The 24,624-nt window shown below is 50.7% G+C and carries 25 protein-coding genes and 1 tRNA gene; 15 read left to right on the top strand and 11 right to left on the bottom strand.

Annotated elements, in window-relative coordinates; all coding sequences use genetic code 11:
* Positions 1-106: 106 nt before the first annotated feature.
* The gene (locus tag LG219_RS14405; RefSeq protein ID WP_226765147.1) at positions 107-1,435 is read left to right on the top strand and encodes a histidine-type phosphatase; all 1,329 of its coding nucleotides are present in this window, start codon (positions 107-109) and stop codon (positions 1,433-1,435) included.
* 53 nt (positions 1,436-1,488) lie between these two features.
* Here the strand turns inward: LG219_RS14405 and LG219_RS14410 are convergent, their stop codons facing one another.
* The 3 genes from LG219_RS14410 to LG219_RS14420 all read right to left on the bottom strand — a co-directional run bounded on the left by LG219_RS14410 (position 1,489) and on the right by LG219_RS14420 (position 3,818).
* Positions 1,489-1,896, bottom strand: coding sequence for a hypothetical protein (locus LG219_RS14410; RefSeq protein ID WP_226765148.1), 408 nt, complete (start codon positions 1,894-1,896; stop codon positions 1,489-1,491).
* A gap of 372 nt (positions 1,897-2,268) precedes the next feature.
* Complete coding sequence (locus LG219_RS14415; RefSeq protein WP_226765149.1) at positions 2,269-2,949, bottom strand: DsbA family protein; 681 nt, start codon at positions 2,947-2,949, stop codon at positions 2,269-2,271.
* Positions 2,943-3,818 carry an MBL fold metallo-hydrolase gene (locus LG219_RS14420; protein WP_226765150.1) on the bottom strand — a complete coding sequence of 292 codons (876 nt, stop codon included), beginning with the start codon at positions 3,816-3,818 and terminating at the stop codon, positions 2,943-2,945. The genes LG219_RS14415 and LG219_RS14420 overlap by 7 nt, the downstream gene beginning before the upstream one ends.
* 120 nt (positions 3,819-3,938) lie before the next feature.
* Between LG219_RS14420 and LG219_RS14425 the strand changes: the two genes are divergently transcribed.
* The gene (locus LG219_RS14425) at positions 3,939-4,829 is read left to right on the top strand and encodes a LysR family transcriptional regulator (protein ID WP_226765151.1); all 891 of its coding nucleotides are present in this window, start codon (positions 3,939-3,941) and stop codon (positions 4,827-4,829) included.
* 3 nt (positions 4,830-4,832) lie between these two features.
* Here the strand turns inward: LG219_RS14425 and LG219_RS14430 are convergent, their stop codons facing one another.
* A complete protein-coding gene (locus LG219_RS14430; protein WP_226765152.1) occupies positions 4,833-5,777 on the bottom strand; it encodes a Na/Pi cotransporter family protein in 945 nt (314 codons plus the stop codon).
* Between the two features lie 354 nt (positions 5,778-6,131).
* Here LG219_RS14430 and LG219_RS14435 point away from each other — a divergent pair, with 354 nt between their 5' ends.
* Entirely contained in the window at positions 6,132-6,545 is a 414-nt protein-coding gene (locus LG219_RS14435; RefSeq protein ID WP_226765153.1) for a hypothetical protein, read from the top strand.
* A 2-nt stretch (positions 6,546-6,547) separates the two neighbouring features.
* Here the strand turns inward: LG219_RS14435 and LG219_RS14440 are convergent, their stop codons facing one another.
* From LG219_RS14440 to rlmF, 5 genes are all read right to left on the bottom strand, one after another.
* Positions 6,548-6,913 (bottom strand): nucleotide pyrophosphohydrolase, encoded by a 366-nt coding sequence (locus LG219_RS14440; RefSeq protein WP_226765154.1) that lies wholly within the window; start codon positions 6,911-6,913, stop codon positions 6,548-6,550.
* Positions 6,914-7,004: 91 nt separating this feature from the next.
* The gene (locus LG219_RS14445) at positions 7,005-7,511 is read right to left on the bottom strand and encodes a DUF1269 domain-containing protein (RefSeq protein WP_226765155.1); all 507 of its coding nucleotides are present in this window, start codon (positions 7,509-7,511) and stop codon (positions 7,005-7,007) included.
* Between the two features lie 135 nt (positions 7,512-7,646).
* Positions 7,647-8,984: a PepSY-associated TM helix domain-containing protein gene (locus LG219_RS14450; protein WP_226765156.1), complete on the bottom strand. Its 1,338-nt coding sequence runs from the start codon at positions 8,982-8,984 to the stop codon at positions 7,647-7,649.
* Positions 8,985-9,078: 94 nt separating this feature from the next.
* Positions 9,079-9,453: a hypothetical protein gene (locus LG219_RS14455; RefSeq protein WP_226765157.1), complete on the bottom strand. Its 375-nt coding sequence runs from the start codon at positions 9,451-9,453 to the stop codon at positions 9,079-9,081.
* 187 nt (positions 9,454-9,640) lie between these two features.
* On the bottom strand, positions 9,641-10,639 hold the full coding sequence (gene rlmF, locus LG219_RS14460; protein WP_226765158.1) for a 23S rRNA (adenine(1618)-N(6))-methyltransferase RlmF: 999 nt from the start codon (positions 10,637-10,639) through the stop codon (positions 9,641-9,643).
* 300 nt (positions 10,640-10,939) lie between these two features.
* On the opposite strand from rlmF, the gene LG219_RS14465 reads away from it, so the two are divergent.
* From LG219_RS14465 to LG219_RS14485, 5 genes are all read left to right on the top strand, one after another.
* Positions 10,940-11,293 carry a YkgJ family cysteine cluster protein gene (locus tag LG219_RS14465; protein ID WP_226765159.1) on the top strand — a complete coding sequence of 118 codons (354 nt, stop codon included), beginning with the start codon at positions 10,940-10,942 and terminating at the stop codon, positions 11,291-11,293.
* A gap of 311 nt (positions 11,294-11,604) precedes the next feature.
* Positions 11,605-13,242 carry a methyl-accepting chemotaxis protein gene (locus LG219_RS14470; protein ID WP_226765160.1) on the top strand — a complete coding sequence of 546 codons (1,638 nt, stop codon included), beginning with the start codon at positions 11,605-11,607 and terminating at the stop codon, positions 13,240-13,242.
* Positions 13,243-13,346: 104 nt separating this feature from the next.
* Positions 13,347-13,883, top strand: coding sequence for a peptide deformylase (gene def, locus LG219_RS14475; protein ID WP_226765161.1), 537 nt, complete (start codon positions 13,347-13,349; stop codon positions 13,881-13,883).
* Positions 13,876-14,223, top strand: a complete 348-nt coding sequence (locus LG219_RS14480) for a translation initiation factor Sui1 (RefSeq protein ID WP_226765162.1) — start codon at positions 13,876-13,878, stop codon at positions 14,221-14,223. Before def ends, LG219_RS14480 begins: the two co-directional genes overlap by 8 nt.
* A gap of 226 nt (positions 14,224-14,449) precedes the next feature.
* Positions 14,450-14,758: a DUF2502 domain-containing protein gene (locus LG219_RS14485; RefSeq protein ID WP_226765163.1), complete on the top strand. Its 309-nt coding sequence runs from the start codon at positions 14,450-14,452 to the stop codon at positions 14,756-14,758.
* A gap of 59 nt (positions 14,759-14,817) precedes the next feature.
* Here the strand turns inward: LG219_RS14485 and LG219_RS14490 are convergent.
* Both LG219_RS14490 and LG219_RS14495 read right to left on the bottom strand, forming a co-directional pair.
* A tRNA-Leu gene (locus LG219_RS14490) sits at positions 14,818-14,902 on the bottom strand.
* A 180-nt stretch (positions 14,903-15,082) separates the two neighbouring features.
* The gene (locus tag LG219_RS14495) at positions 15,083-16,567 is read right to left on the bottom strand and encodes a glycoside hydrolase family 13 protein (RefSeq protein WP_226765164.1); all 1,485 of its coding nucleotides are present in this window, start codon (positions 16,565-16,567) and stop codon (positions 15,083-15,085) included.
* Between the two features lie 327 nt (positions 16,568-16,894).
* Here LG219_RS14495 and LG219_RS14500 point away from each other — a divergent pair, with 327 nt between their 5' ends.
* The 7 genes from LG219_RS14500 to LG219_RS14530 all read left to right on the top strand — a co-directional run bounded on the left by LG219_RS14500 (position 16,895) and on the right by LG219_RS14530 (position 24,575).
* Positions 16,895-17,140, top strand: coding sequence for a hypothetical protein (locus LG219_RS14500; protein WP_226765165.1), 246 nt, complete (start codon positions 16,895-16,897; stop codon positions 17,138-17,140).
* Positions 17,141-17,365: 225 nt separating this feature from the next.
* On the top strand, positions 17,366-18,418 hold the full coding sequence (dinB, locus tag LG219_RS14505; protein ID WP_226765166.1) for a DNA polymerase IV: 1,053 nt from the start codon (positions 17,366-17,368) through the stop codon (positions 18,416-18,418).
* A 174-nt stretch (positions 18,419-18,592) separates the two neighbouring features.
* The gene (locus LG219_RS14510; RefSeq protein ID WP_226765167.1) at positions 18,593-20,569 is read left to right on the top strand and encodes a type IV pilus assembly protein FimV; all 1,977 of its coding nucleotides are present in this window, start codon (positions 18,593-18,595) and stop codon (positions 20,567-20,569) included.
* Positions 20,570-20,638: 69 nt separating this feature from the next.
* A complete protein-coding gene (hemC, locus tag LG219_RS14515; RefSeq protein ID WP_226765168.1) occupies positions 20,639-21,574 on the top strand; it encodes a hydroxymethylbilane synthase in 936 nt (311 codons plus the stop codon).
* Positions 21,571-22,341, top strand: coding sequence for a uroporphyrinogen-III synthase (locus LG219_RS14520; protein WP_226765169.1), 771 nt, complete (start codon positions 21,571-21,573; stop codon positions 22,339-22,341). Before hemC ends, LG219_RS14520 begins: the two co-directional genes overlap by 4 nt.
* 6 nt (positions 22,342-22,347) lie before the next feature.
* Positions 22,348-23,388, top strand: coding sequence for a uroporphyrinogen-III C-methyltransferase (locus tag LG219_RS14525; protein ID WP_226765170.1), 1,041 nt, complete (start codon positions 22,348-22,350; stop codon positions 23,386-23,388).
* Complete coding sequence (locus LG219_RS14530) at positions 23,385-24,575, top strand: heme biosynthesis protein HemY (protein WP_226765171.1); 1,191 nt, start codon at positions 23,385-23,387, stop codon at positions 24,573-24,575. The genes LG219_RS14525 and LG219_RS14530 overlap by 4 nt, the downstream gene beginning before the upstream one ends.
* Positions 24,576-24,624: the final 49 nt, after the last annotated feature.

Below are 24,624 nucleotides of genomic sequence, written 5' to 3' on the forward strand. Positions count from 1 at the left end.
CAAATACAATGGGCAGGTATATCCTGCCCTTTTTTTTGCTGCCGATTCAAGCCAAGGGGCGGAGTCAACAGATCCTCGGTAAGCAATCCATTGCGTGATATAATCGATGCCACTCCTTCACGACTTAGGCTCAGCCATGCACATCGCGCCTTATCTACTCAGTGTTTTGCTTGTCGCCAGTCATCATGGCTGGACCGCCCAGTCCAGCACCGACGACGAGTGGCAAATTAGCAAAGTAGTGATTCTCAATCGACACGGGGTTCGCTCCCCCACCAAAGACACGGCACTGATGCAGCAAGTGACGCCCGATCGCTGGCCTGCGTGGCCAGTGGCACTGGGTGAACTCACGCCACGGGGTGGACAATTACTCCAGCTACTTGGCCATTATTATCAAACCGCATGGCAAAACAATGGGCTATTACCCGCCCAAGGCTGCCCAGCAACCGGCCGCATGCTGGTGTGGGCCGATAGCGAGCAAAGGACCCGCGCCACCGGTCAAGCTTTGATCGACGCCGTTGCGCCCAATTGCGGCGTCGCGCTGCAAAGCCAAGCGAACGCCAGCCAAGTTGACCCGCTATTTCATCCGCTAAAAATGGGGATTTGTCAGCTCAACCCCAAGGCAGTGCGCCGCTCGATTCAGCAGCAACTGGGCACTGAGCCGGTCGATCAACAATTTGCCAGCGCGTACCAACAACTGGCGGCAACGCTCAATTTGAACGCTGCGCCGCTGTGCACGGCCCAGCCACAAAGCGATTGCCGCCTGCCACAATTATTGCCCAGCCGTTTGCATGTCGATCACCACGGCGCGCATTTTAAAGGTGCGCTGGGTTTGGCTTCTACATTCAGCGAGATTTTTTTATTGCAATACGCCGACGGAATGCCCGATTCACAGGTCGGCTGGGGGCGAATTGAGCAGCCAGCGCAGTGGCAGCAACTCTTTACTGCGCATAATGGCAATTTTGCGCTGACCCAAAAAAATCCACTCATAGCCAGCGCCAATGCCACGCCCTTATTGCAGGTCATTAGCGATGCGCTGCAAGATCACGCCCCCGCCAACGGCGGCACTTTGGCCCAGCAAGCAGCGAGCGCCAAAATCGTTTGGCTGATTGGCCATGACACCAATATTGCCAATGTCGCCGGTGCGCTCGGCCTTAATTGGCAGCTCACCGAGCAACCCGACAACACCGCGCCAGGGTTAGCGATGATTTTCGAGCGCTGGCAACAGACGCGCAGCCAACGAGAGCAAATCAAGATCAAATTGGTTTATCAAACCTTGCCACAAATGCGCGCCATGACGCCGCTGAGCCTGCACGGCGAACAGCCGGGCATCATTGAGCTCACTCTGCCGCAATGCACGGGTGCGGCCTGCACCCCAAGCCGTTTTGCCAAATTGAGCCGCAGCCGGCAAGTCAAAGCCTGCCAATATCAGCCATAAGCAGACAGCGTGGTGCCAGTGTCTAGGTGGGTTTAAGTCGATAAGGTTACGGCTTATTCGCCGCTCGATGAATCACGGCGAACGGGGGGCAACCATTGAATTACGCTAATGGCTTGCTCTAGTCGCTGCAAACTTAGATTTTTTTTCGCTAAGGCCATATTGAGCGCTGCAGCCAAAGGCATGGCTTGTGCGGTTTCGCCCTTGGCGTTTTTAATCGCCCGCGCAATCATTTTGGCGTCGTTCTCAGTAAAGCGCGTAGCCCATTGCGCGGCGACGGCAGTGGCTTGCGTGGCGATTTTTTCTTGCATCACAAACTGAAACGCCACATCGCTCATCATCACAATGTATTGCGTGCCATTGCGATCGAGCGCGGCCTGCGCGGTTTTAATTTCGGCGATTTGCTGGCGTAACTCTTCAACTGGCGTCAATTGCGCCTCCTGATCTTGCAAAGGAAATGGCATTTCATCCTCAAAGCACAAAAAAAATCGAGGATAACAGAAGGCAACAGCGCGCGGTCATTCGGCGCAATGTGCTGAACAGGTTGCGACTCAGGCGTGACAAAGTCGCCAGCGCCGCGATGACCGTGAGCCAAACGAGGGAACAGCGGAGCTGGGCGCGATCAAAATCGCCTTTCTTTTCCCCTAACTCTTTGACGGACAAAGAAAAGAGGGTCCCCGTCACGGACTGCGACTGTAAAACAATGTGCCGCAGGCACTTAAAACCATCAACACGTAATCTGAACATCAGTAAAATCAATAGGTATTGCTTCAAACACCATATAAAACAAAGCCTGAAAAGCAATACCCACCCATCAACTTTAAATCATGGCTTGATTATTCGCAGCCTTCTGGGCGACAAAATCCACCGTGCTCTGCGGGCAAAGTTGCGGGTGCTTGCTGCTGTATCCAAGCCACAAAAGCAGCGGGTTGACCTAAAAATGGGCCTAAATCAATGCCTGCCCCCTCCGCGAAACGCAAAGATGGAAAACCACGCAAACCGTGCTGCGCCATGTCTTGCTGGGTTTGGGCAAAATGCGCGGCGATCGTTGTCGCTTGCTGCTGCATCGCTTGCTCAAATGCTGAGCGAGTGAAGCCAAGTTCCGCCGCCAGATCCAACAAGACCGCGAAATCCGCAATTTGCCGCCCTTGCTGATAATGCGCTTGCTGGATTTTTTCTAACATTTTCAGTGCCGATCCACCGAGTGCTGCGGCGGCAAAAACTGCCAAAGTCGGCGGCGTTGAATCAAACACCGCATGCGGATTACGCAGCAAACCGTCGAAATACGCTGACGAAAACACTTGTCCGGTTAAAGCGGCGATGCGCTGATCATGCGGCATCACATAATCGCGCAATGTCGGGGTCACGGGCTGGCGGCGCTCGCCACTCATCATACCGCCAGCGTGGAGTAGGATTTCAATGTCAGGACATTGCTCAGCCACCGCCTGCAATAAGGGCGCTGCGGCGTAGCACCAGCCGCACAGTGGATCAAAATAATAATCTAAACGTTTTACCATTTCATTTCACCTTGATTCACTTTGGCTCCGATTTCTAAGGACATATCGGTCTCGATTTGCGGGTAGGCATTTTGCATGCTGCGAATGAGCTCAGCACTATTTTTAGCCATGGCGGCATTTTTCTCAAATTGCTGCAAATATTGCTGAGTAAACGTAATCTGGCTGGCATCCAATGGCGTACCGGCACGCATATGCCCTGGAATCACCGTCACCGCTTGCAATGCGGCCATTTCATCCAGTTGCGCTAACCAAGCTTGGCGTTCGGCAATGGTTTGGGTATCGGCAGTCCAAACATGAAGCCCACCCGTCACCGCGATATTACCGGCAATGGTTTTGATCGATGGAATCCACACATACGGGCGGTGCGCCAAGATGCCGGTATTGCCACGAATTTCAATGGTTTCCCCTTCTAACTTCAGGGTATTGCCCTGCAAAGCTTTGGGCAAAACTGGGTTTTTCGGCGCATTGGCGCCCATTTTTGGCCCCCAAAATGCGACTTTACCCGCCAGTTTGCTGCTGATTTTGGCCAGTACCGCAGGTGTCGCAACGACTTGCGCTTGCGGGAACATGTTTTTTAATACTTCAACGCCAAAATAGTAATCCGGATCGGCTTGACTAATCAAAATCGTGGTTAATTGCTTGCCGCTGTCGAGCACATTGGCCCCAATGCGTAAGGCATCGGCACGCGTAAAACCACTGTCGATGAGCACAGCTTCTTTTTCTCCGCTAATCAACACCGAATTGACATGAAAGCTGGCGGCGTCGGCGTTGTAGACTTTAAGTTGCAACGGCGCTTTGGCGCTATCTTGGGCTTGGGCGACGTTAAAGCTTAGCGCTAAAGTGCTGGCGAGTAGTGTAGTGCGAAACATGGTGACTTCCTTGGGTGGTTTGATTGAACTGACGCCAGTGTAGTTGCATTAAACAGCCAGATAAATACGCTATCATGGCCATGATTGTTGCAAAATTCGATCAAATAGAGGAAGTCCACGATGGATAGACTGAAAGCCATGCAAGTATTTAGCAGCGTCGCCAGCACCGGCAGTTTTAGTGCCACGGCCGATCAGCTCGACATGTCGCGAGCCATGGTGACGCGCTATATCGCCGAGCTGGAGCAATGGCTGGGCGCAAGACTACTGCAAAGAACCACCCGCAGCGTAACGCTGACCGATGCCGGCGAAAACTGCTTGCGGCGCAGCCAGCAAATGCTGGCGCTGATGCAAGATATTGAGGAAGAAAGCACCCAGCATGCTGGCGAGCTGCGCGGCCAATTGCGCTTAACCTGCAGCATGTCGTTTGGCCATGCGCATTTAGCGGCGGCGATTAGCGATTTTTTAGCGCAGCATCCGGCGCTAAAAATTGATTTAAATGTCAATGATGTGGCGGTGAATCTAGTTGAATCCCGCATTGATTTAGCGATTCGAATCAGCCTTGACCCTGATCCTTTATTGATTGCGCGCCCTTTGGCAGCTTGCGAATCGGTTTTAGTTGCCTCGCCGGGGTATCTAGCGCAACACGGCATGCCAAATAGCCCAGAGGCGCTTACCCTGCATCATTGTTTAAGCTACGCCAATTTTGGCAAAAGCATTTGGCATTTTCATCGCGACGAAGTTCGCAGCGAAGTCGCCGTCAGCAGTCGCTTTAGCGCCAATGAAGCCACCGTTTTACTGCACGCGGCAATAGCGGGCAGCGGCATTGCCTTGCAACCGAGTTATTTGGTCAACCCTTGGCTTGCCAGTGGCGATTTACGCCTCGTCTTGCCTGAATGGCAAGCGCCAACGATGACGATTTATGCGCTATATCCATCACGGCGACATTTATCCCCTGCCGTTCGCGCCCTGCTCGACTTTTTGCGCGCGCGCTTTAGCACGCCGCCGTGGTAAACATTACGCCAATGGTTGAATTGGATTGAAATGCCGATTGCGCTCAACAAGATTCAGCAGCGAATTTAAGCACAGCAAAAAAGTCAGCGACATCCCGAGATTAAACAATAAATGCGCCGCAGCAACCGCTTGCCCTGTGTCACTAATGTGCTGCGTTAACCACGTTGAAAATACCCCAATAAAAGGCAGCAACAGCAACACGCCCAAGGTATTAAACAATAAATTGTACCGCGCGGTTTTGCGCGCCAAGGCATTCATGCCAACGCTGGCAATCAAGGCGGTGGATGTCGTACCGATATTGGCACCAATGGTGATCGCAATCGCCGCTTGTGGCGGCAATAAGCCTTGTTGCACCAACACAATCGCCAGCCCCGTCGTCACGCTACTCGATTGCAAAATCGCAGTAATCACCAGCCCAGCCAACACCCCAATCACCGGTGTTTCGGCCAGCGCCAAAAATTCCAGCACCGCAGGCATTTGCCCCAAAGGCAGCATCGCTTTGGAAATCAAATCCAGCGCAAAAAAGATCATGCCAAAATAAAACACCACCTTACCAATTCGACCATGCCGCGCCGGTAATAATTGCAACAAAGCCCCAAGCGCGATCAAGATCAACCCTAAGCCCGTCATCTTAAACGACACCAACCACGCCGTAGCCGTGGTGCCAACATTGGCCCCAAGCAACACCCCTAAACTGGCGCGAAAAGAAATCACCGAAGCATCCACCAAGGCCACAGTCAGCGACGTAACCGCGCTACTCGATTGCAAAATCGCGGTAGAGACCGCGCCAACGCCAAAAGCAGCCCAACGATTGGCGGTAAATTTACCCAGCCAATGCCGTAATGTATCGGCGCCCACTGTTTTGAGTTGATAACTAAAACCCTGCAAACCATATAAAAACAACGCAATCGCTGCGACAACCGCAACAATCAGATGAAACAAGGCCATGAGTTACTCACAAAAACACAAAAAAAAACTGCTATGGACATTCAGCAGACGACACGGGGCTGATTTCAGCACAATCCCTTGCGGCAAATCTTAAAGCAATTCAGTTGCTAACTATATTGAAGTAATACCAATTTTTGTAAGAATCGCTGCCGTTGGTCCAATCCAACGCACAGCTCAGGCATAATGTGGCGCAAACTCGATACCGATATGCACTAACAAACAAGTGCGAACACGCCAAATCAAACGCCGGCACCGCATCGGAATCAAATCAAAATCGAGAAAAATCAGGGTATTAAGTTGCAGCCCTTTATTTAAAAAGGCTGCAGTCTAATACCCCTAAGAAATGGAATTATTGTGCTCACACCCAACATCAATACCGACATTCCCGCGTATGGCGTGGATGATTTAACTGAGCAAAGCTGGCAATGGCTGCATGCCGTTGGCCAATTGGCAGCGCAAGCGCTCGCCGCCATGCCCAAAGGCACTTTGGCGCTACTTGAAGCGCAAGATCGAGTGTATTGGGTGGCGCTGATCCACGATGAATATTACCTCGCCACCGCAACGATTTTTGATGGCGAAATCAATATTGAACACGGCGCACTGTTGCGTGATTTGTATGGCTTTAGCATCGAAGAACTCAACTTCATGCGCGAAGGCCTGACCGACTGGCTCACCGCACAAACCACGCTAAAAATCGCCGAACCACGGCAATTGCAACGCTGGAGTGAGCTACCAGTGCACAGCGCGTGCGACGATTTCCACAGTTAAATTTACAAATCAGTCGATCGCACCGAACGCCCCTTCGCGAGAGCAACGGGGTATTTTTCGGCATTGAGCTGCAATTTGGCTTGCGCGGCAGCGATTAAATCAATTTGCGTTACTTGGCAAAATTGCAGCAAATACAGCAAAATATCCGCCACTTCATGCTCACACGCTTGGCGCTGCGTGGCACTTAAGGGCGTGGCAGTGCTTGATACTTCCCATTGAAAAATCTCCAGCAATTCGGCCGCTTCAACCGATAGCGCCATGCTTAGGTTTTTAGGGCTATGAAACTGCCGCCAATCGCGCGCTAGCGCAAATTGATTCACTTGCTCTGAGAGCTGTTGCAGCGAATCGCTCGGCTCGATTTGATTCATCCTTCCTCCTTGTAACGCGTGCGTTGATCAAAGCAGCGCGCAGCAAAAAGCCGACGATTAACGTCGGCCAGTGCACTGAAACTGCAACCGTTTAAGCGACGATTTGATCGACTTTAGCAGCGTTTAATGCCGCTTGTAGTTTGCTTTCATCTTCGTGTGACAACGACGTTTGAATCAAAGTGCCACCGGTGCCGCGCAGTTGCTCGAGCACTTTGTCTGGCGTCATGCTGCGCACCAAAACAAATAGCGTTGAGCTTTCTGGCTGCATATTGGCCGCCAAATCTTTCATGAACTGATCATTAATGCCCAAATCAGTCAAAGCGCCCGACAAAGCACCGGTAGAAGCACCAATCGCCATCCCAACGACCGGCATTAAAAAAAGCATCCCAATCAAGGCACCCCAAAAACCACCGCTCACTGCGCCTGTTGCCGTCAGATTTAACGCTTGGTGCAACTTGACTTTGCCATCGGCATTTTTGGTGACCACCACGGCGTCTTCTAAATCAATCAGGTATTCAGCTTGTAATTTACGCAAAGCCAAACGAACTTCTTCGGCTTTATACATATTGTCATAACCCACGACCACTAATGAACTCATTTCAATTCCTTTCAGTAAATTAAAATTAAATTTCAAATCACACAAGAATATACCGCATTTATTATTGCACAGTGCTTTCAATGCAAATAGGAAAACCCCAGGGCAAATTGATAAAACACCCTGATTTGGTATTTTTTACGCCTGGCGCTGCAGCAAAAAATCCAAAACAAACACCAATAAAACACTGATCAATACCATCGGCAATAACAACGCCAACGCCAGCAAGATCAAACTGCCAGTTTTCCAGTGTAGTAGGCTCTGCGTGGTTTTGGGCGCAGCCAATTGGCCAACAGGGCGACGCTTTAGCCACATCATTACGCCACTGACTGAGATCAAAATAAGTAATAAGCACGCCGATAACATTAATAATTGATTCGGCAGACCAAAATACTTGCCTTCATGAATCGCAATGCCATATTCAACCGCTTTGGGCACCCAGCCATATTCAGCAAATCGAATGTCCGCCAACACTTTGCCGCTGTATTGATCTAAATGCAGCGTTCTTTGCTGCGCTGGATCGTCCACCGCCAACGACAGCGTATAAACGCCCTTGGCATCTTTGGGCGGGCTGATCGATAAACCCGGCTGCATGTTTAGCTTGCGGGCAAGGCTTTGGATTTGCGTTAAGCTCAAAGCCGTCGCCGCCAGCGGTTGCGACGGATGCGCGGTGTGCGCACTGTGCGGCAAGGGCGCAGCTTCGACGGCCCACGGCACGGTTTTATCCACCGTTGAATTTAAACTGCGAGTGAGCGGCGTTGACTCAGGCAATTGATCCCACAAGGCACTGGGATAGCGCTGCCAAACATCGGCAAATTTTTCACCCCAAATCCCAGTCCACGGTAAACCGGTAAGCAGCAAAAACAGCAGTACGCCCGAGCACCAAAATCCAGCGATCGCATGTAAATCACGCCAAAAAACGCGCTTACCCGCGCCCAGCCGAGGCAAAAAAGTCCCCCACATCCCCGCCTTGCTCGGCCACCACAAATACAATCCCGACAGCACCAGCAAAATCCCCCAGCTGGCCGCCAACTCAATCAGCGCATCACCCCACTGCCCGAGCAATAATTCACCATGCAAACGCAGCGCAATGCCTTGCAAAGTCCAAGCAAAATCTTGTTCGCCTAAAATGTGATTGCGATACGGGTCAATAAACACCAAGCGCTCAGCGCCGTCGGCCAATTGAATTTTAAATTGCGCGCTACGATCCCTTGCTTGCGCTGGGGTGTATTTGGTCAGCTGCATCGCCGGATAATTTTGCTTGAGCGTCGCCAGCATGGCATCGGCCGTCACCGCTTGTTTGGCCGGGCTAAGCAGTAATAATTGCGGATATAACAATGGATCAAGCTGCGGTTTAAACAGATAAATCGCGCCAGTCACCGCCAACAGCATGAGTACCGGCATCACCAATAAACCGGCGTAAAAATGCCAGCGCCAAACTACGGCATAAAAGTGTGAGGGTTTTGTTTTCGACATACCAAGTCTCCGACCGCGAGCGGTTGATTAGACGTGCTGCGAGCACGGCCAATCAACCGCGCTAGCGGCCTAAATTTAAAATCAATGTGTGTTTTTAAATCGAGAGAACAGCCGGCGGGGCGTGACTTGGCGGGCGTAAAAAATCAACTGAAACGACGTGTAAAACCGCCAAAACACGCGGCAGATTACCAGCAAAAGAAGCGAGCAATGGCAGTGAAATCGCCACCGTCGGTGGGCAAATCGCATTGGCGCTGGCGGCCAATAAGCATATTTTACAAATACTGTTCGTTGGCGCAGCAGGCGCAGAATCAACAGGTAGGTCGCTCGTTTTAAATACGCTACTACACAACGCTGGGCGTGCGAAATCCGGCATCGGCGGGCGATGCAGCACACTCATTAGCAGCATCGCCAGCACTGCAAACAGCGCCAGCGACAAACCGCTTAATCGAAACCCACGTGAAATCCGCATTGAGAACTTGAGAATAAAAGGCCGGCGGATTCTACGAAGCACGGCAAACCGACACAAGCGCTATTTGCAATCGCCATAAAAAACAATAGGTATATTGTCACAGCCCTTGATAAAAAAGAGCTGCAGCAATATACCCACAGGTAACAATAAACAACACCCCGCCAATGGCTGGGCTGAGACCAGCCAATTAAGCCGACACAAAACGCTCATGCGACGCTGGCGGTATAAATGTCCAAGCAATAAAGCGACTTTGCTTTTGCCCTTGGCTCATTTCAATCGTGCGTACATCACGCGCACCGGCTTTTTCTAAAGTGCGATACAACAACGGCAAGCTACTGGCTTTAGACACTAAGCTGGTAAACCACAAGCAACGCTGCGCAATTTGTCGGCTCTCTGAAATCATGCGCTGAATAAACGCTTCTTCACCGCCCTCACACCACAACTCGCCGCCTTGACCACCAAAATTGAGCAGCGGTTTTTCTTCTGCGGCGCTAGCGGCCTTGCTGGTGCGCGGCGCTTTGCCGAGGTTTTTCCATTTTCGCTGCGAGCCAGCACTGGCTTCTGCCAAAGACGCATGAAACGGTGGATTACAAAGGGTTAAATCAAAAAATTCATCGTCTTGCATAACGCCTAAAAACATCGCACCGGGGATTTTTTGCTGACGTAATTGAATGTTTAATTGTGGATTGGCCGCCGCAATCTGCTGGGCATTGGCCAGCGCCACTGCATCGATTTCGGAACCAACGCATTCCCAACCGTATTCGCTCGCGGCAATCAAGGGATAAACGCAATTGGCGCCGCAACCAATATCGAGCACGCGCACCGTCTTCGGCATCTGCCCACGATGGCTATCAATCAATAAATCCGCCAAATTATGAATATAATCAGCGCGCCCCGGAATCGGCGGACACAAATAGCCTGCCGGTACATCCCAATTTTGTACCCCATAAAAAGCAGCCAATAAGGCGCGATTGAGCATTTTCACTGCGGCTGGATTGGCAAAATCAATCGACTCATCCCCATACGGATTCACCGCCACAAACGGCGCTAACGCTGGGCACGCGGCAATCAAGCTCGGGAAATCATAGCGACCACGATGCCGGTTGCGCGGATGTAATTGTGCTGGCGCTTTGGCCACGCTGGGCGCGGCGGGACGAGAAGTTTTAGAACGCGGTTTTGCTTGCATATTATTTAGCCTTAAATCAGTGCTGCCATTCTCGCACATTCACAGTGCGATTCGCAGGAATCGAATCTAGCCTAGGGTCGGTTGGCGTTTGCTTTGCCAACACGCTGGCGCGATTTTCGCGGCGAATCAAGGCATAGTCAGCGATGCATCTCGGCGATATGCGTTTGCGAGTACGCACAGTCACCGCAAAAACGACCGTCCATCAGCATGACAGCGTCTTACGCCGCCGTTCATGCCATGACTAAAACAGTCATGGTCATCTCGGCGTAAACTGGCGATCTTTTTATTAAGCCACGCGAAATGACAGCAAACAGCCAAACGATTCGCTTTTTACGCCAAAGGATTCCTCGCTTTGAATGTATTGTCGGTTGCCATGACTGCTGTGGGCCGGTGACCACGTCACCAGAAGAAATGTCACGCTTGCCACGCAAAACCGCCGCAGAACACGAAAAAGCGCTCGCCGAATTATCTTGCCCACATCTGGCAGAAAAAGGCTGTAGTGTGTATTTGGAGCGGCCGCTGATTTGCCGCTTATTCGGCACCACGAACGCCTTGCCCTGTCCGCATGGCCGCCGCCCTGAATTAATGATAGATCCCCAAATTGAGCAACAAATTCATCACTATATGGCGAGCACTCGGCAAATACTGGTTTAATCAAACATCAAATTAACATCCGTAAAAAACATTGGCCACAGTCAATTTTAGCGCCAACCTCTCAACCAAAATCAGTTACAGAAAACAAAATGAATGCCGATACTATATTAAATAAAAACATCGCCAAAACAGGCCAATAACCGTTTTATGGCAAAGCGCTACAACAACGTAAAACACTTTTTTCGGTCAACTTATTGCGGTTATTCCACGCAGCAGCATGCATAACCACATCACTTATTTCAATTGATCTGCTTTCAATTTACACCGTCCACCACGAAAAATTGACGCCATATCCGACCGGAGCTTTGATCATGTTTGCTAAAATTTCTACTCGTCTCATGCTGGGCTTTGGCTTATTGCTCGCACTCTTACTCGCCATTATTGCCATCAGCGTCTTTAATCTTCGCAACTTGCAGCAATCTAACACGCAAATTTTGCAGTCCGACGTGGCCATTGGCGATCAAGCGCAAGAAATTCGCTATCTCGTGACTCGAACCCGCCAAAAAGAAAAAGACTTATTTTTTGCCTTGGATGTGCAAAATCCAGATGCCGTAAAAAAACTCAAAGCCGAATGGGATACCCAACTGACGGCACTCAATACTGCAATTAGCAATTTCAGCGCATTGCCACTCTCACCCGAGCTCAAAAGCAGTGCCACTCAAATGCCCATGCAAGTGACAGGCTATCAAGAGGCACTGAACACCGTGTATGGCCAAATTGCCTCCGGCCAAATCACCACGCCGCAACAAGCCAATCTGGCGCTTGAGCCCTATAAGCAACCGATTCGTGACCTCGGAGAGAGCGTTAAACACAGCTATGATGTGTCGCATCAAGCCGTGTTGGCGGCACAATCAAAAATCACCGAACAAGCCGATCAAAGTCGCAATTTTCTCTTACTGATGGGCGCAATCGCCCTACTTGCAGGCATTACCGCTGCCCTTTTCATCAGTCGCTCAATTATTCGCCCCTTGCATTTTATGCAACACGAAATCATGCAAATTGATCAACAAAGTGACCTGACTCGCCGCCTGCCGCTCAATGGCGGCACTGAGCTGGCCGATATGGCGCAGGCCATTAATCGTTTACTCGGCGCACTCGCCACCACCTTGGGCGAGCTACAACATCAATCATCACAGCTAAAAAACTCAGCGCAACAATTATCGACTACCTCAGCACAAGTCAAAAACAGCTCTGAAATACAGTCCGATCAAAGTGTTTCAATGGCCGCTACGCTAGAAGAAATCTCCACCAGCATTAGCCATATCGCCAACTTATCGGGTGATGCACGGCAAATGTCACAGCAGTCGGGTCAAGCGGCCAGCAATGGCGTTGAGCACATTAGTACCATGGTCGCCGACATTGGCCGCATTGCCGATTCGATTCGCCAAGCCGCGCTCACCGCTGAAGAACTCGATGCCTCATCCGATCGAATTTCTGGCATTACGATGGTGATTAAAGATGTCGCCGACCAAACTAATTTACTTGCGCTCAATGCGGCAATCGAGGCCGCGCGTGCCGGCGAGCAAGGCCGTGGCTTTGCTGTCGTGGCTGATGAAGTGCGTAAATTAGCCGAAAAAACCGGCCGTTCTGCACAAGAAATTTCGGCCATGATTAGCACGATTCAGCACGGCGCTAAAAACATGGCCGAACAAATGCGCACGTCGGTCAGTAGCGTGGAAATGGGGATGCAAGTGGCTCACAATGCTGGCCAAGCCATGAGCAGCATTAGTGGCAGCGCGCAATCGGTAGCGCAAGTGATTGAAGAAGTGAATATTGCACTCGCGGAACAATCATCGGCCAGTCAAATGCTCGCCAATCGTGTTGAATCTATCGTCCAAATGATTGATGAAAACACCCAAAGTACCGCGCATGTGGCTGGCACCGCTCTCACCCTCGACACCATGGCCGATACACTGAGTAATCAAATCTCGCGCTATCGCGTCAGTTAAACGACGCACTGATGCAATAAAATTCGGCGGCCAAGGCCGCCGTTTTTATTTCAGTGTATGGATTTGATCAGTTAAAATTGTTTTTTTCCTTCCGCAAATCAATTATGCCTATTCGTCCAGTATTAAAAATGGGTGAACCCTTGCTACTAACTACGGCGCAAACCGTCAGCGAGTTTGATACGCCCGAACTCCACGCACTCATCGTTGATTTATTCGATACGATGGCCGACAGCCAAGGCGTGGGCATTGCCGCGCCGCAAATCGGCGTTAGCCTGCAAATGGTGGTGTTTGGTTTTACGCAAAGTGCGCGCTATCCCGATGCCGATGCGGTGCCACAAACGATTCTCATCAACCCCATCATTACCCCCATTGGCCTTGAGCTCGAGTCTGGATGGGAGGGGTGTCTGTCTGTACCCGGCTTGCGCGGTGTTGTTCCACGCTATACCCAGATACGTTATCAAGGCTTTGATCAATTTGGCACGCCGATTGATCGCACCGTGAGTGGCTTTCACGCGCGTGTGGTGCAACACGAATGCGATCATCTATTTGGCGTACTCTACCCACAACGCATCAGCGATATGACGCAATTTGGCTATACCGAAGTGCTATTTCCCAAGCTGAAGGCAGGGCAAGATGAGTAAAAAATCCAGCGGTGGATTAGTCTATTCGACCGAGCACGGCACCATGTGCCCCACGTGTCGCCAACCGATGGCAGCCTGCACCTGCACAGCGGCGCTCCCCAGCGGCGACGGCATCGCCCGAGTGGGCCGCGAGCTCCGCAAAGGCAAGGCCGTGATTGTCGTCAAAGGCTTAATCCTCGATAACGCTGCACTCACCGCGCTGGGCAAACAACTCAAAACCTTATGCAGCACCGGTGGCACGGTCAAAGATGGGCAAATCGAAATTCAAGGCGAGCATCGCGACAACATCATCAACGAGCTCAACCGACAAGGCTTTAAAACCAAACGTGCCGGCGGCTAAAGCCTGCTGGTGTTGGATTGAGTTGGTTGCGGCGTCTTAATTAACGCAAGGCAAGGCGCCAAAAGGCTCGCAGTAGCGCAAAATTACCAAGCCAAGAGTGGCCTGCATCATAGCCGTCATCAGAGATCGAATTTATGCTCAGTTTGGGTGCAACAGTGGGATGGCCATAGGCCAAAACACGTTTGCGTAACAACTTAATCGCTGCTTTCAATTGATAATCGTGTCTATGAACAAGCTCTTTATTCTGGCCATCAGCGCAGCATGCGCCTTTCCGCTCAGCGCTGCGGCTAATATTAATATCAGCATCGGCACGCCGGTGGTGATTTCACCGGCAAGGCCAATCTTGCTGCTCGGCTCGCGCAATCATCAAGGTTATTACTGGGATGGTCGCCGCTGGCAAACGCCGCGCTATTGGTCATCGCACTATCGCTATCACCAAGGTCGTTGGCATGATCGCCACGATAAAAAATATAAGAAGTATAAAAAGCATCACCACCACGGCCGTGATCGTGATCGCGGCCGAGATGATGATTAGTCAAAAATGAAATGATTAGACGTAAAAAAGCCGATCTAAAAGATCGGCTTTTTTGAATTTGGTGCCCGGGGCCGGACTCGAACCGGCACACCTTTCGGCGGGGGATTTTGAGTCCCCTGCGTCTACCAATTCCGCCACCCGGGCATGAGTGTGTTCTGTGTAGGAGGCGGATTATTCCTGATTCCACTTGGCTTGGCAAGCATTTTAACCAAAAATTATTGCGGTTTAAAAATATCTCAATGAAATCAACGGCCATTCAAAATAAGCCGCTATTGCAAGCCAAGCGGTACTGCGTTTCTTTCGCATCATGCGCTGTGCACGGCCTTACTGATTACGCGGTTTAAAAAAAGTGTAGTTTTGGTAAGGCTCAAACGCCTGATAAATCGCCACCGAACGCGCTGGCAATTGCAGCAACACACTACCGGCCTGCATTTTGCAATCAGGCGCGCCACCTAAAGCATCACGCAACGGCACGCCGTCGTACCAATGCGAATAAGGAATCAATAAACGACTCGCTAGCGGCGTATCGGCCAAATTCACCACCACCAAAGCGGCCGCCCCCGGAATATCGGTGGCACGTAAAAAAACTATGGTATTGCCCGCCAATCTATGCCCCAAAACGATGATATCGCCATACTGTAGGGCGGTATTTTGCTGGCGAATGGCAATCAATTGCTTCACCCACGCCCGCTGCGCGTGATTCCAGTCCGCCTCGTTCCAGCGCATTGGCCGGCGGCAATCTGGATCCGCGCCACCTTGCATACCAATTTCTTCGCCGTAATACACCAGTGGAATGCCCGGCAAAGTAAATTGCATTGCCATCGCCAGTTGCGCGTCATGCAAATTACCAACGGTGGTAATCAAACGCGGCGTATCGTGGCTGGATAACATATTCCACGAACACAACAGTCCTTCCAGTCCATACGCATCACGAGCGTCTTGAATCGCCGCATTCATTTGTACGCCATCGATTTCTCCTGCCAGCCAAGCCAAAATCGCGGTGCGATACCAGTAATTCATCATGCCACTATAACCAGCACCAGCCTGAAACCAGCCACCAGAAAAACCATTTAATTCACCCAGTAAGCCAGCTTCTGGATACACATTCCCCACCAGCGCGGCCATCTCTTGTGCCACGGGTATACCGACGTCTTGCGCGACATCAAAGCGCCAGTTGTCGATACCCCGACTTAACCAATATTGCACCACGCTATTGGGCTGGCGATATAACACGTCTCTGACTGCTGGATTAGCCAAATTGAGTTCCGGCATTAAGCCGTAATCTTGCCAACATAAATACCGCCCATCAGCCAGAAAAGTAAACCAATCGCGCTTGCTTGGATCGCCTTGTTGCGCCGCCAAAAACCACGGATGCAATTCAGAAACATGATTGAGAACGGCATCTAACGTCAAATTCATGCCTTGTTGATGCAAGGTATCGATCAAGCGTCGTAATGCCGTTTCACCACCAAACATCGCGTCAATGGTAAAAAAATCCGTGGCGTCATATTTATGATTGCTCGGTGCGCTAAAAATCGGCGTGAGGTAAACCCCGGTCACCCCTAAGTCCAGCAGATAGTCGATTTTGTCAGCGATACCATCCAAGTCACCACCAAAAAATTGCTGTCCCCACGGCTGATTTAAGGTGCTGTCATCCCAGTCCCGTTTGGCTATATTCGGCCCGTCATAAGCGGCATGGGCCAGTTTTTCTGCGCTACTAAGGCCGCCACCAATCGCAAATCGCTCGGGGAAAATCTGATACACAATTTGGCTGGCACGCCGACGAGTAAGGTCATCCAGTTGAGTCATCACATCGCCCTATTGACAGTGAAATACATTAACCGTAGCAGAACATCAACCGACTCCAGCATTGTTTTTAACTGATTCAAAACTGACAAAAACTAAAAAACAACACTCCCACTTTATTTCTTAACTGCAACAAATTGGTAAAAATATAATCAGATACTGAGTGCTGACTCAATGCTTTGCTGGCCAAGCAAAATCTCGCGGCAAAACAGTTTTGATTCTGGTGATTCATTTTTAAAGCAATGATTTGATGTTGTGTTCACTCAATGCAAATCAAGCGTAGAGCCCAACGACAGATCGGCGCTTCAATAAGCTGCAATTGGAGACCTCATGACCGAGCACAATTACATTCTGAAGCTTATTACCATCCACGGCGTCGAGCAGCCCATCGCGACCGGGACTTACGACTCAATCCTCAACGCTTACAACAACAAACGCAAAAAACTCAATATCGGTCAACGCGTCACCATGTCGCGCCGTTATGACACCGGCGATGTGGTGCTCAAAACTTGCGCGCCGAGCGGCCGGAAATACCCGACTCAGCGTAGCTATATCATGGCGAGCTACTGCCGCTAATCGATACTCGCTAGCACAGCACCAGCATAAACTACACCGCCACTCACTCGCCGCAACGGCGAGTAGTACGATGTATGGCCATGCAGGCCTTTTCAATATTAAGCCGTATTGATATACCCATTAGCACGATATAAAAGCAGTGCGGCGCAATCACCGCTGAAGCAGAAAATACTGACAGTCATATAGAACGAACGTACAATTTGTTTTATTTACTCAAGCCACATCGTGACGCCTCAGCGCAAAATTATTCATATCGATTGCGACTGTTTTTATGCCGCCGTTGAAATGCGTGATCGACCTGAACTCCGCGCAGTCCCGCTCGCGGTGGGCGGCTCGGCAGAGCGCCGTGGCGTCATTGCCACTTGCAACTACCTTGCGCGCCAATTTGGCATTCATTCGGCGATGTCGACGTATCGAGCACAACAGCGTTGCCGGCAACTGGTGGTGGTGCCGCCCGATTTTGCCCGTTACAAAGCGGCATCACAGGCAATGCGCGCCATTTTTACCGACTACACCGATCAAATCGAGCCGCTTTCTTTAGATGAGGCGTATTTAGACGTTAGCGGGCAGCCGCATTGCGCAGGTAGCGCCTCACGAATGGCCGAACAAATTCGGGCGCGCATCGAGCGCGACATCGGCATCACCGCCAGCGCCGGCATTGCGCCAAATAAATTACTCGCCAAAATTGCCAGCGACTGGCGCAAACCCAATGGGCAATTTGTGATTCGGCCACAAGATATTGCCGAATTTATGCCGCAATTACCGGCGAGAAAACTATGGGGTATTGGCAAGGTCACGGCGGATAAATTGGCGTTGCGCGGTATACATACCTGTGCCGATATTCAGGCTTGGTCATTAGAGCAATTAATCAGCGAATTTGGCCGCCTAGGGCATTTACTGCACGAACAAGCCCAAGGTGTCGATCATCGCCCGGTAGCCCCGCATGAAAGTCGAAAATCATTATCGGTAGAAAATACATTCGCCCATGATTTAAGTACTGCAGCTTGCCAGCAAGCGCTCGCAGAATTATTTAGCGATTGGCAAATTCGAATGCAGCGTTTAGCCGATGAGCGAATTCATAAAGTATTTATCAAAATTAAATTTGCTGATTTCACACAAACGACAGTGGAATGTATTTGCAACTCGCCGCAATTAAATACCTATATTCAACTACTCGAACAAGGCTTAAAACGTAGCCCACAGGCCGTGCGTTTATTGGGTTTGGGGGTACGTTTTGACGAACGCAGCAATGTGCCTGAACAGCTTTGTTTATGGTGAAATGACTTGATACGACATTTTTATGCTTTGCTGATGTCGTAAATCAAGCCAGCAATTGAGCGCCAGCACATTAATATATGCTTATATTTGAAAAAACTCAGCAAATTAGCTAAAAATGAATATCACGTGAGCTAATTTATTTTTTTGTTGAGTTGAATGCCAGAAGGCCTGACAATGAATGAAATATTCAATTTATGGTTTAAATTATCAATGCCGCATTTTAAATTTCGCCGCGCCACACTCTGCGTCACACTGGGTCTAAGCTTTGGTTCAGCTCACGGCATGACCATCGGCGAATTGCAATTACAATCTTATATTGGCCAACCCTTTCGCGGCCTTGTGCCCTACCGCTTAAATGCCGGCGAAGCCCTCAATGAACAATGCATTGAATTACGCGCAGCTAACAATGAATTACCCGGCTTAGGCCCAGCCACCATCCAAATCCGTCCCAATGGGGAACAGAGTGGCGTATTGCTAATCGAATCACGCGCTGCAGTCGGTGAACCAACGATTGCTTTTGCGGTGAAGCTCGCCTGCGCCAATCAACACATTACGCGTGATTTCACTGCCTTTTTAAATATCGCCCCACTCGGCACCGAGCGCGAAATAGCAAGTCGCACCTTGCCGCGTGAAGTACGCACTCGTCGGCCTGAATCCAGCAATATGCAAGATGTATCGCCCAGAAGCGATCAACCGCTTACGCTAAAAAAACCAATGAGTTTGCGCGAACTGACTAAACGCTATTATCCCGAAAACACGCCGCAATATCCTCGTTACTTGCAAAAGCTCAGCGCTAGCAATCCCGATCTTGATCCCAGTGCCGAACTGAGTGCTGGCACCGTGGTGAGCATTCCCGATAAATTACGTTCAGTACGAAAAAAATCGCCAACCACACCGACAGTAGAAGCGGGTCAATTGCGACTCGATAGCGATCCAAGTCAACGCACTAAACCAACGGCTACGCCATCAACCGCGCAGTACACGCAAGTTTTAGAAGAGAAAGTCAAAACCCTAGAAGAATTACAGCTCAAATTACAACTGGAAGTCGAGCAACTAAATGCGCGTCTAAGCCAGCTCAACAGCGCCAGCTTACCAATCGCCAGCGTGGCAATCGCAAGCGCACCCGAGATGCTCAGCACCGCCAGTACGGTGAGCCCAGCCGCCGCTGCCGCCATAACCGCCAGCCGACCCAATAAAAAACGCATTATGCCAACCCCAGAAGTCGCAGAGCCCGCAAGCAAGACGCCAACTTGGCTGATTGGTTTAGGCTTAATGGGTATCGTCACCACGATTGGCGGCTGGCTATTTTGGCGTCGCCGCCAAGCGCAGCAAACAAATGAACTCGCCCACCACAGCGAACAAACCTTGATGGGGCAATTTAAAACCTATGCCACGCGGCATAAAGCCAGCGAACATACGCCAACCATGATGTCTTTTTTACATCACCCTGGTGCAGGAATTGAAGTCAGCGATTTTGATTCGGTCGATTTGGCACGCATCCAAATTATGTTGGGACAAGGTGAAGTCGCCGAAGCGATTGATTTACTGTATCGCAGCATTGATGAAGACCCAGAAGATATCGAGCGTTGGTTAATGCTATTCCGAGTTTTCCGCCAACAGGGCATGAAAACCGAATATGCCAATTTGGCGAAAAACTTAAGCCTGATCGTTAAAGACGAAGCCGATTGGGAACTGGTGCGCAATATCGGCTCAAAACTTGATCCCGAAAATGAGCTCTATCAACGCCAAAATCGCCCGAGCACGATGGCGGCCGAGATCATCACGGCAGACAGCAAAGGGGTCGAGCTAGACATCCATCCTGATCCGACACCGGCCACGATGATGCATGCCTTCTTAGATATCGAAACCCCATTCGTCCCGACGCCAACACCAACGCCGACGATGGACTTTGAAATCAGCGAAGTCGCGCCAATCAACACGCCAGAAGTGATGTTGGATATTCAACTGCCTGAAGTGCACGATGAAATGCATGAGATTTCGTTTCAAGCCGCCGAGGAAATCGAAATGTTTCCGGCTTTTGAGCCCGAAATAACACTGGGCAGCGCTGAGTCAACGGTGCCACATTTGGATTTTCTTGACTTCAACTCAGAGAATCATCCTCAGCCCGAGCGCAAACCTCATCTCGAATAAGGTGCGAGCAGCGCATGCTGCATCGCGCATGTTAGACTTGTGTTTTTGTCTGACTGAAGGATTTTTCTTATGAGCCCAACTCTGCCAACCAAAGTGGTGATCGCCACTCGCGAAAGCCCGCTGGCACTCTGGCAAGCTCATTTTGTGAAGTCTTGGCTAGAAAAGACTTATCCGAATTTATCGGTTCAATTGCTGGGCATCACCACCCAAGGCGATAAAATTTTAGACGTTACCCTCAATAAAATTGGCGGTAAAGGCTTGTTCGTCAAAGAGCTCGAACAAGCCATGAGCGAGGGGCGTGCCGATTTGGCCGTCCACTCGATGAAAGACGTCCCCATGGTGTTGCCAGAAGGCTTTAGTTTGGCGGCCATTGGTGAGCGCGAAGACCCACGTGATGCCTTTGTTTCCAATCGATTCAAACATCCGGACGAGCTGCCTGCTGGCGCGATTGTCGGCACCGCCAGCTTGCGCCGCGAAAGCCAAATTCGCTCACTGTATCCGCATTTAGTGGTTAAGCCGCTGCGTGGCAATGTCGGCACCCGCCTCAAAAAACTCGACGACGGTGAATTTGACGCCATCATTTTAGCGGCCGCCGGTTTAAAACGACTCGGTCTTACCGAACGTATCGCTTGCGAGCTGTCACCTGAAATTAGCCTACCGGCACCGGGGCAAGGCGCTGTAGGGATTGAAATTTGCAGCGATCGCGCGGATTTAATGACCTTACTGGCACCATTCAATCATGCAGAAACCGCCGCTTGCGTCACTGCTGAACGGGCTTTATCCCGTCGTTTAAATGGCTCATGCCAGATTCCGCTGGCGGCTTATGCCACCAATGAAGACGGCTTTTTACGCTTACGCGGTTTAGTGGCCATGCCCGATGGCAGCCATCGCGTGGTGGCCGAATCCAATGGCTCATTCGCTGCGGCGGATGGCTTAGGGCGTATCGTTGCCGACTTACTCTGCACCGAAGGCGCTCGCGAGATTCTTAAACAACTAGCGGTATGACTTTAGCGCTTGCTGGCTTGCGACTATGGATTACCCGGCCTGAAGCACAGGCTGGGTATTTAGCTGCGGCGCTCTCTAAACATGGCGCGCAATGCTATACCCTACCACTGCTCACCATTACGCCACCCAATCCAGCGCAAGAACTCCAGAACGCGCTGGCGCAGCTTGATCAATTTGACTTGGCGATTTTTATTAGCCCTTCGGCATTAGATCAAGTGATGTTGGCGCGCTCAACGCCTTGGCCCAGTCATTTACCCGTTGCCGTGATCGGCCCGGGCAGTGCCGAACGAGCCGCCCAATTGGGTATGCAACACATCATTTGTCCCGCACAGCAATTTGATGGTGAAGGCTTATTGGCGACGTTGGGGGATCAAACCGGCAAAAAAATTGTGCTGTTTCGTGGCAATGGTGGCCGCGATATATTGCCAGCAGGCTTAATCGCGGCAGGTGCGAGCGTACAATTGGTGACGGCCTATCAGCGCCGCGTTGCCGCTTTAGATCCGCAAGAGCTTGAGCAGCAATTGGCTTTGGGCTGCGATGGCATTATTATTTCTAGCTCAGAAGCAGCACAACACTTATTGAGCTGGGCTGGAGAGCAAGCGCAGCTCAAGTTACAATGTAGGCTCTATTTTGTTCCGCACCCACGAATTGCCGCGACACTCAAAGCGCATGGCGCTCAGCATATTGAGCCAACCGAGGCCGGCGATGATGGTATTACCCGTTCGATTTGCCGGTATTTTTCACCGGTTTCATCTCAAAAAGTGTAGAGCCCGATGAATCAAGACAATCCAAATACTTTTTCTGCGGCACTCAATGCCACACCACGGCGCATTGTGCCGCAACCCGCGTTGATTTTAGCGATTGTGGCCATTTTAGCCAGCGCAGGCGCTTGGCTATACCAGCAAAACGCGATGGAGTCACTCAAGTTAGAACTGAGTCGTGAACTGGCCAGCAATAATCAATTACAGCAAGCGCTACGCCAATCGAGCCTAGAGTCTAGCCAAACACAGCAAAAAATTATCTCGCGCTTGGATATTCAAGAAAACAAGCAAGCAGAGGCCGGCGCGCGACAAGAAGCGCTCAATCATATGTACGATAACCTCAGTCGAGGCGAAACCTTACATAGCCTCGCAGAAGTCGAACAAATGCTGTCTTTTGCCAGCCAACAATTACAAATTGCTGGCGATATCAATAGCGCATTAACCGCGTTAAATAATATCGACGTGCAACTGGCTCAGCTAAATCGTCCAGAGCTTATCAATGTTCGCCAAGCGCTGACGAAAGACATCAACACCTTAAAAGGCACACCTTATCTCGATGTGATCGGCATTACCGCCAAGCTCAATAGCATTATTGATAGTATTGATAGCTTGCCGCTGATTGTTGATGCCGGCCACAATAATGCGCCAACACGATACCAAGCCAATACCCAGCACAATTCTGCACAACGCTTTGGCGCTGAAATTTGGCATGAACTCAAGCAACTGATTCAAATTCGTCGTATTGATCAACCCGATCTGGTCTTGTTATCTCCTGAGCAAGGCTTCTTTTTGCGCGAAAACATCAAACTGCGCCTACTCAATGCCCGTGCCGCATTATTGCTACGCAACGAAAGCGCATTTCGCAGCGACCTCAAAGCAACTGAGCGTTATTTGCAGCAGTTTTTCGATGCCCGCGCCCCTGCGACTGATAATGCGATTAAGGTCTTGCGCCAACTACAAATGCAACCGCTCGCGATCACCATGCCTGATTTAAGCGCCAGCCTAACTGCCGTTCGCGCAGCACGCACCACTGCCGAGAGGGCCAAGCCGTGAGATTCTTAATCTGGTTGATTGGTTTATTTTCACTGGCGGTTGGCTTAACGCTATTTGCCCAAGTCAATAGCGGCTACGCTTTGATCTTTCTACCGCCTTGGCGGCTTGAAATCTCACTGAATATTTTCATTCTGCTGTTGATTGGTTCAGTGATTGTGCTGTATTTGGGGCTGCGGATGCTGGCTGAATTAGGCGGTTTACCCGAACGAGTACGCCGCTATCGTTTACGCCAACAAGAAATCGCGTCAGTGCAGCTCGAACGAGAAGCACGCACCGCATTTTATGAAGGGCGTTTTCAGCGCTCAGAACGGCTCGCCAGCGAAGCTTTTGCGGCCAGCCCCAATGACGCAGCGTATGCAGTGAATGGTTTATTGGGTGCTCGAGCCGCACATTCAATGCGTGATTACGCCAAACGCGATGCTTATTTCGAGCAATTACAAGCGCGGCTTGGTGAACAACATTTAGCAACATTGATGTCAATGGCCGAGCTTTATCTCGATGAACGCCGCTACACAGAAGCGAGCCAAGCCATTGCTGCTGCGCGAGAAATCAATCCTAAACTCACAGCGGCAATGAAAATTGAATTGCGTTTACGCCAACGCGAGCGCAATCCTGATGCGGTGCTCAAGCTGGTTGAACAATTAATGCGCAGCGACGCGCTCGATGCCGAGCAAGCCAACCACATTCGGATTGCCGCGTATCAGCAACAATTACGCCAACATCCAATGAGCGTGCGTGAACTAAAAGATTGGTGTCGTAAAGTCCCTGAGGCGGACAGACTCAACCCACAATTAGCAGCAAGCATCGCAACTCAATATCAAGAGCAAGGTGAACCCGCGCTCGCTCGCGACATCTTGGCCGCAGCGATTGATGCCCAGTGGAATAGTGAATTACTCGAGCAATATGGTTTACTTGGACTGCGTGGCGAAGCGCTAACCGCACAGTTGCAACAGGCCGAACAATGGCTTAAACAGCAACCGAATGATCATCGCTTGCTACTGACTTTAGGTCGGCTTTGCTATCAACGTGAATTATGGGGTAAGGCGCAGACTTATTTTGAAGCCAGTATTGCCGTCAAACCTAGTGCCATTGCACATGCCGAATTGGCTCGACTACTCGATCAGCTAGAGCACACCGAACAAGCCAACTTACATTACCGTGCCAGCTTAAGCATTGCACTTAGCTGATTGACATGACTCATCGACAGCAACAAGGCGGCTAAGCCGCCTTTTTTAT

The organism is Deefgea salmonis (genome assembly GCF_020531905.1).
GTDB lineage: Bacteria > Pseudomonadota > Gammaproteobacteria > Burkholderiales > Chitinibacteraceae > Deefgea > Deefgea salmonis.

What these genes read in the sequence shown, in the direction of transcription:
- LG219_RS14425 (WP_226765151.1), top strand. Translation starts at nt 3,939, where the DNA reads ATGGATAGACTGAAAGCCATGCAAGTATTTAGCAGCGTCGCCAGCACC.
- LG219_RS14465 (WP_226765159.1), top strand. Translation starts at nt 10,940, where the DNA reads ATGACAGCAAACAGCCAAACGATTCGCTTTTTACGCCAAAGGATTCCT.
- LG219_RS14470 (WP_226765160.1), top strand. Translation starts at nt 11,605, where the DNA reads ATGTTTGCTAAAATTTCTACTCGTCTCATGCTGGGCTTTGGCTTATTG.
- LG219_RS14445 (WP_226765155.1), bottom strand. Translation starts at nt 7,511, where the DNA reads ATGAGTTCATTAGTGGTCGTGGGTTATGACAATATGTATAAAGCCGAA.
- hemC (WP_226765168.1), top strand. Translation starts at nt 20,639, where the DNA reads ATGAGCCCAACTCTGCCAACCAAAGTGGTGATCGCCACTCGCGAAAGC.
- def (WP_226765161.1), top strand. Translation starts at nt 13,347, where the DNA reads ATGCCTATTCGTCCAGTATTAAAAATGGGTGAACCCTTGCTACTAACT.
- LG219_RS14500 (WP_226765165.1), top strand. Translation starts at nt 16,895, where the DNA reads ATGACCGAGCACAATTACATTCTGAAGCTTATTACCATCCACGGCGTC.
- rlmF (WP_226765158.1), bottom strand. Translation starts at nt 10,639, where the DNA reads ATGCAAGCAAAACCGCGTTCTAAAACTTCTCGTCCCGCCGCGCCCAGC.
- LG219_RS14485 (WP_226765163.1), top strand. Translation starts at nt 14,450, where the DNA reads ATGAACAAGCTCTTTATTCTGGCCATCAGCGCAGCATGCGCCTTTCCG.
- LG219_RS14415 (WP_226765149.1), bottom strand. Translation starts at nt 2,949, where the DNA reads ATGGTAAAACGTTTAGATTATTATTTTGATCCACTGTGCGGCTGGTGC.
- LG219_RS14520 (WP_226765169.1), top strand. Translation starts at nt 21,571, where the DNA reads ATGACTTTAGCGCTTGCTGGCTTGCGACTATGGATTACCCGGCCTGAA.
- LG219_RS14420 (WP_226765150.1), bottom strand. Translation starts at nt 3,818, where the DNA reads ATGTTTCGCACTACACTACTCGCCAGCACTTTAGCGCTAAGCTTTAAC.
- LG219_RS14455 (WP_226765157.1), bottom strand. Translation starts at nt 9,453, where the DNA reads ATGCGGATTTCACGTGGGTTTCGATTAAGCGGTTTGTCGCTGGCGCTG.
- LG219_RS14450 (WP_226765156.1), bottom strand. Translation starts at nt 8,984, where the DNA reads ATGTCGAAAACAAAACCCTCACACTTTTATGCCGTAGTTTGGCGCTGG.
- LG219_RS14410 (WP_226765148.1), bottom strand. Translation starts at nt 1,896, where the DNA reads ATGCCATTTCCTTTGCAAGATCAGGAGGCGCAATTGACGCCAGTTGAA.
- LG219_RS14525 (WP_226765170.1), top strand. Translation starts at nt 22,348, where the DNA reads ATGAATCAAGACAATCCAAATACTTTTTCTGCGGCACTCAATGCCACA.
- LG219_RS14430 (WP_226765152.1), bottom strand. Translation starts at nt 5,777, where the DNA reads ATGGCCTTGTTTCATCTGATTGTTGCGGTTGTCGCAGCGATTGCGTTG.
- LG219_RS14440 (WP_226765154.1), bottom strand. Translation starts at nt 6,913, where the DNA reads ATGAATCAAATCGAGCCGAGCGATTCGCTGCAACAGCTCTCAGAGCAA.
- LG219_RS14510 (WP_226765167.1), top strand. Translation starts at nt 18,593, where the DNA reads ATGAATGAAATATTCAATTTATGGTTTAAATTATCAATGCCGCATTTT.
- LG219_RS14405 (WP_226765147.1), top strand. Translation starts at nt 107, where the DNA reads ATGCCACTCCTTCACGACTTAGGCTCAGCCATGCACATCGCGCCTTAT.
- LG219_RS14495 (WP_226765164.1), bottom strand. Translation starts at nt 16,567, where the DNA reads ATGACTCAACTGGATGACCTTACTCGTCGGCGTGCCAGCCAAATTGTG.
- LG219_RS14480 (WP_226765162.1), top strand. Translation starts at nt 13,876, where the DNA reads ATGAGTAAAAAATCCAGCGGTGGATTAGTCTATTCGACCGAGCACGGC.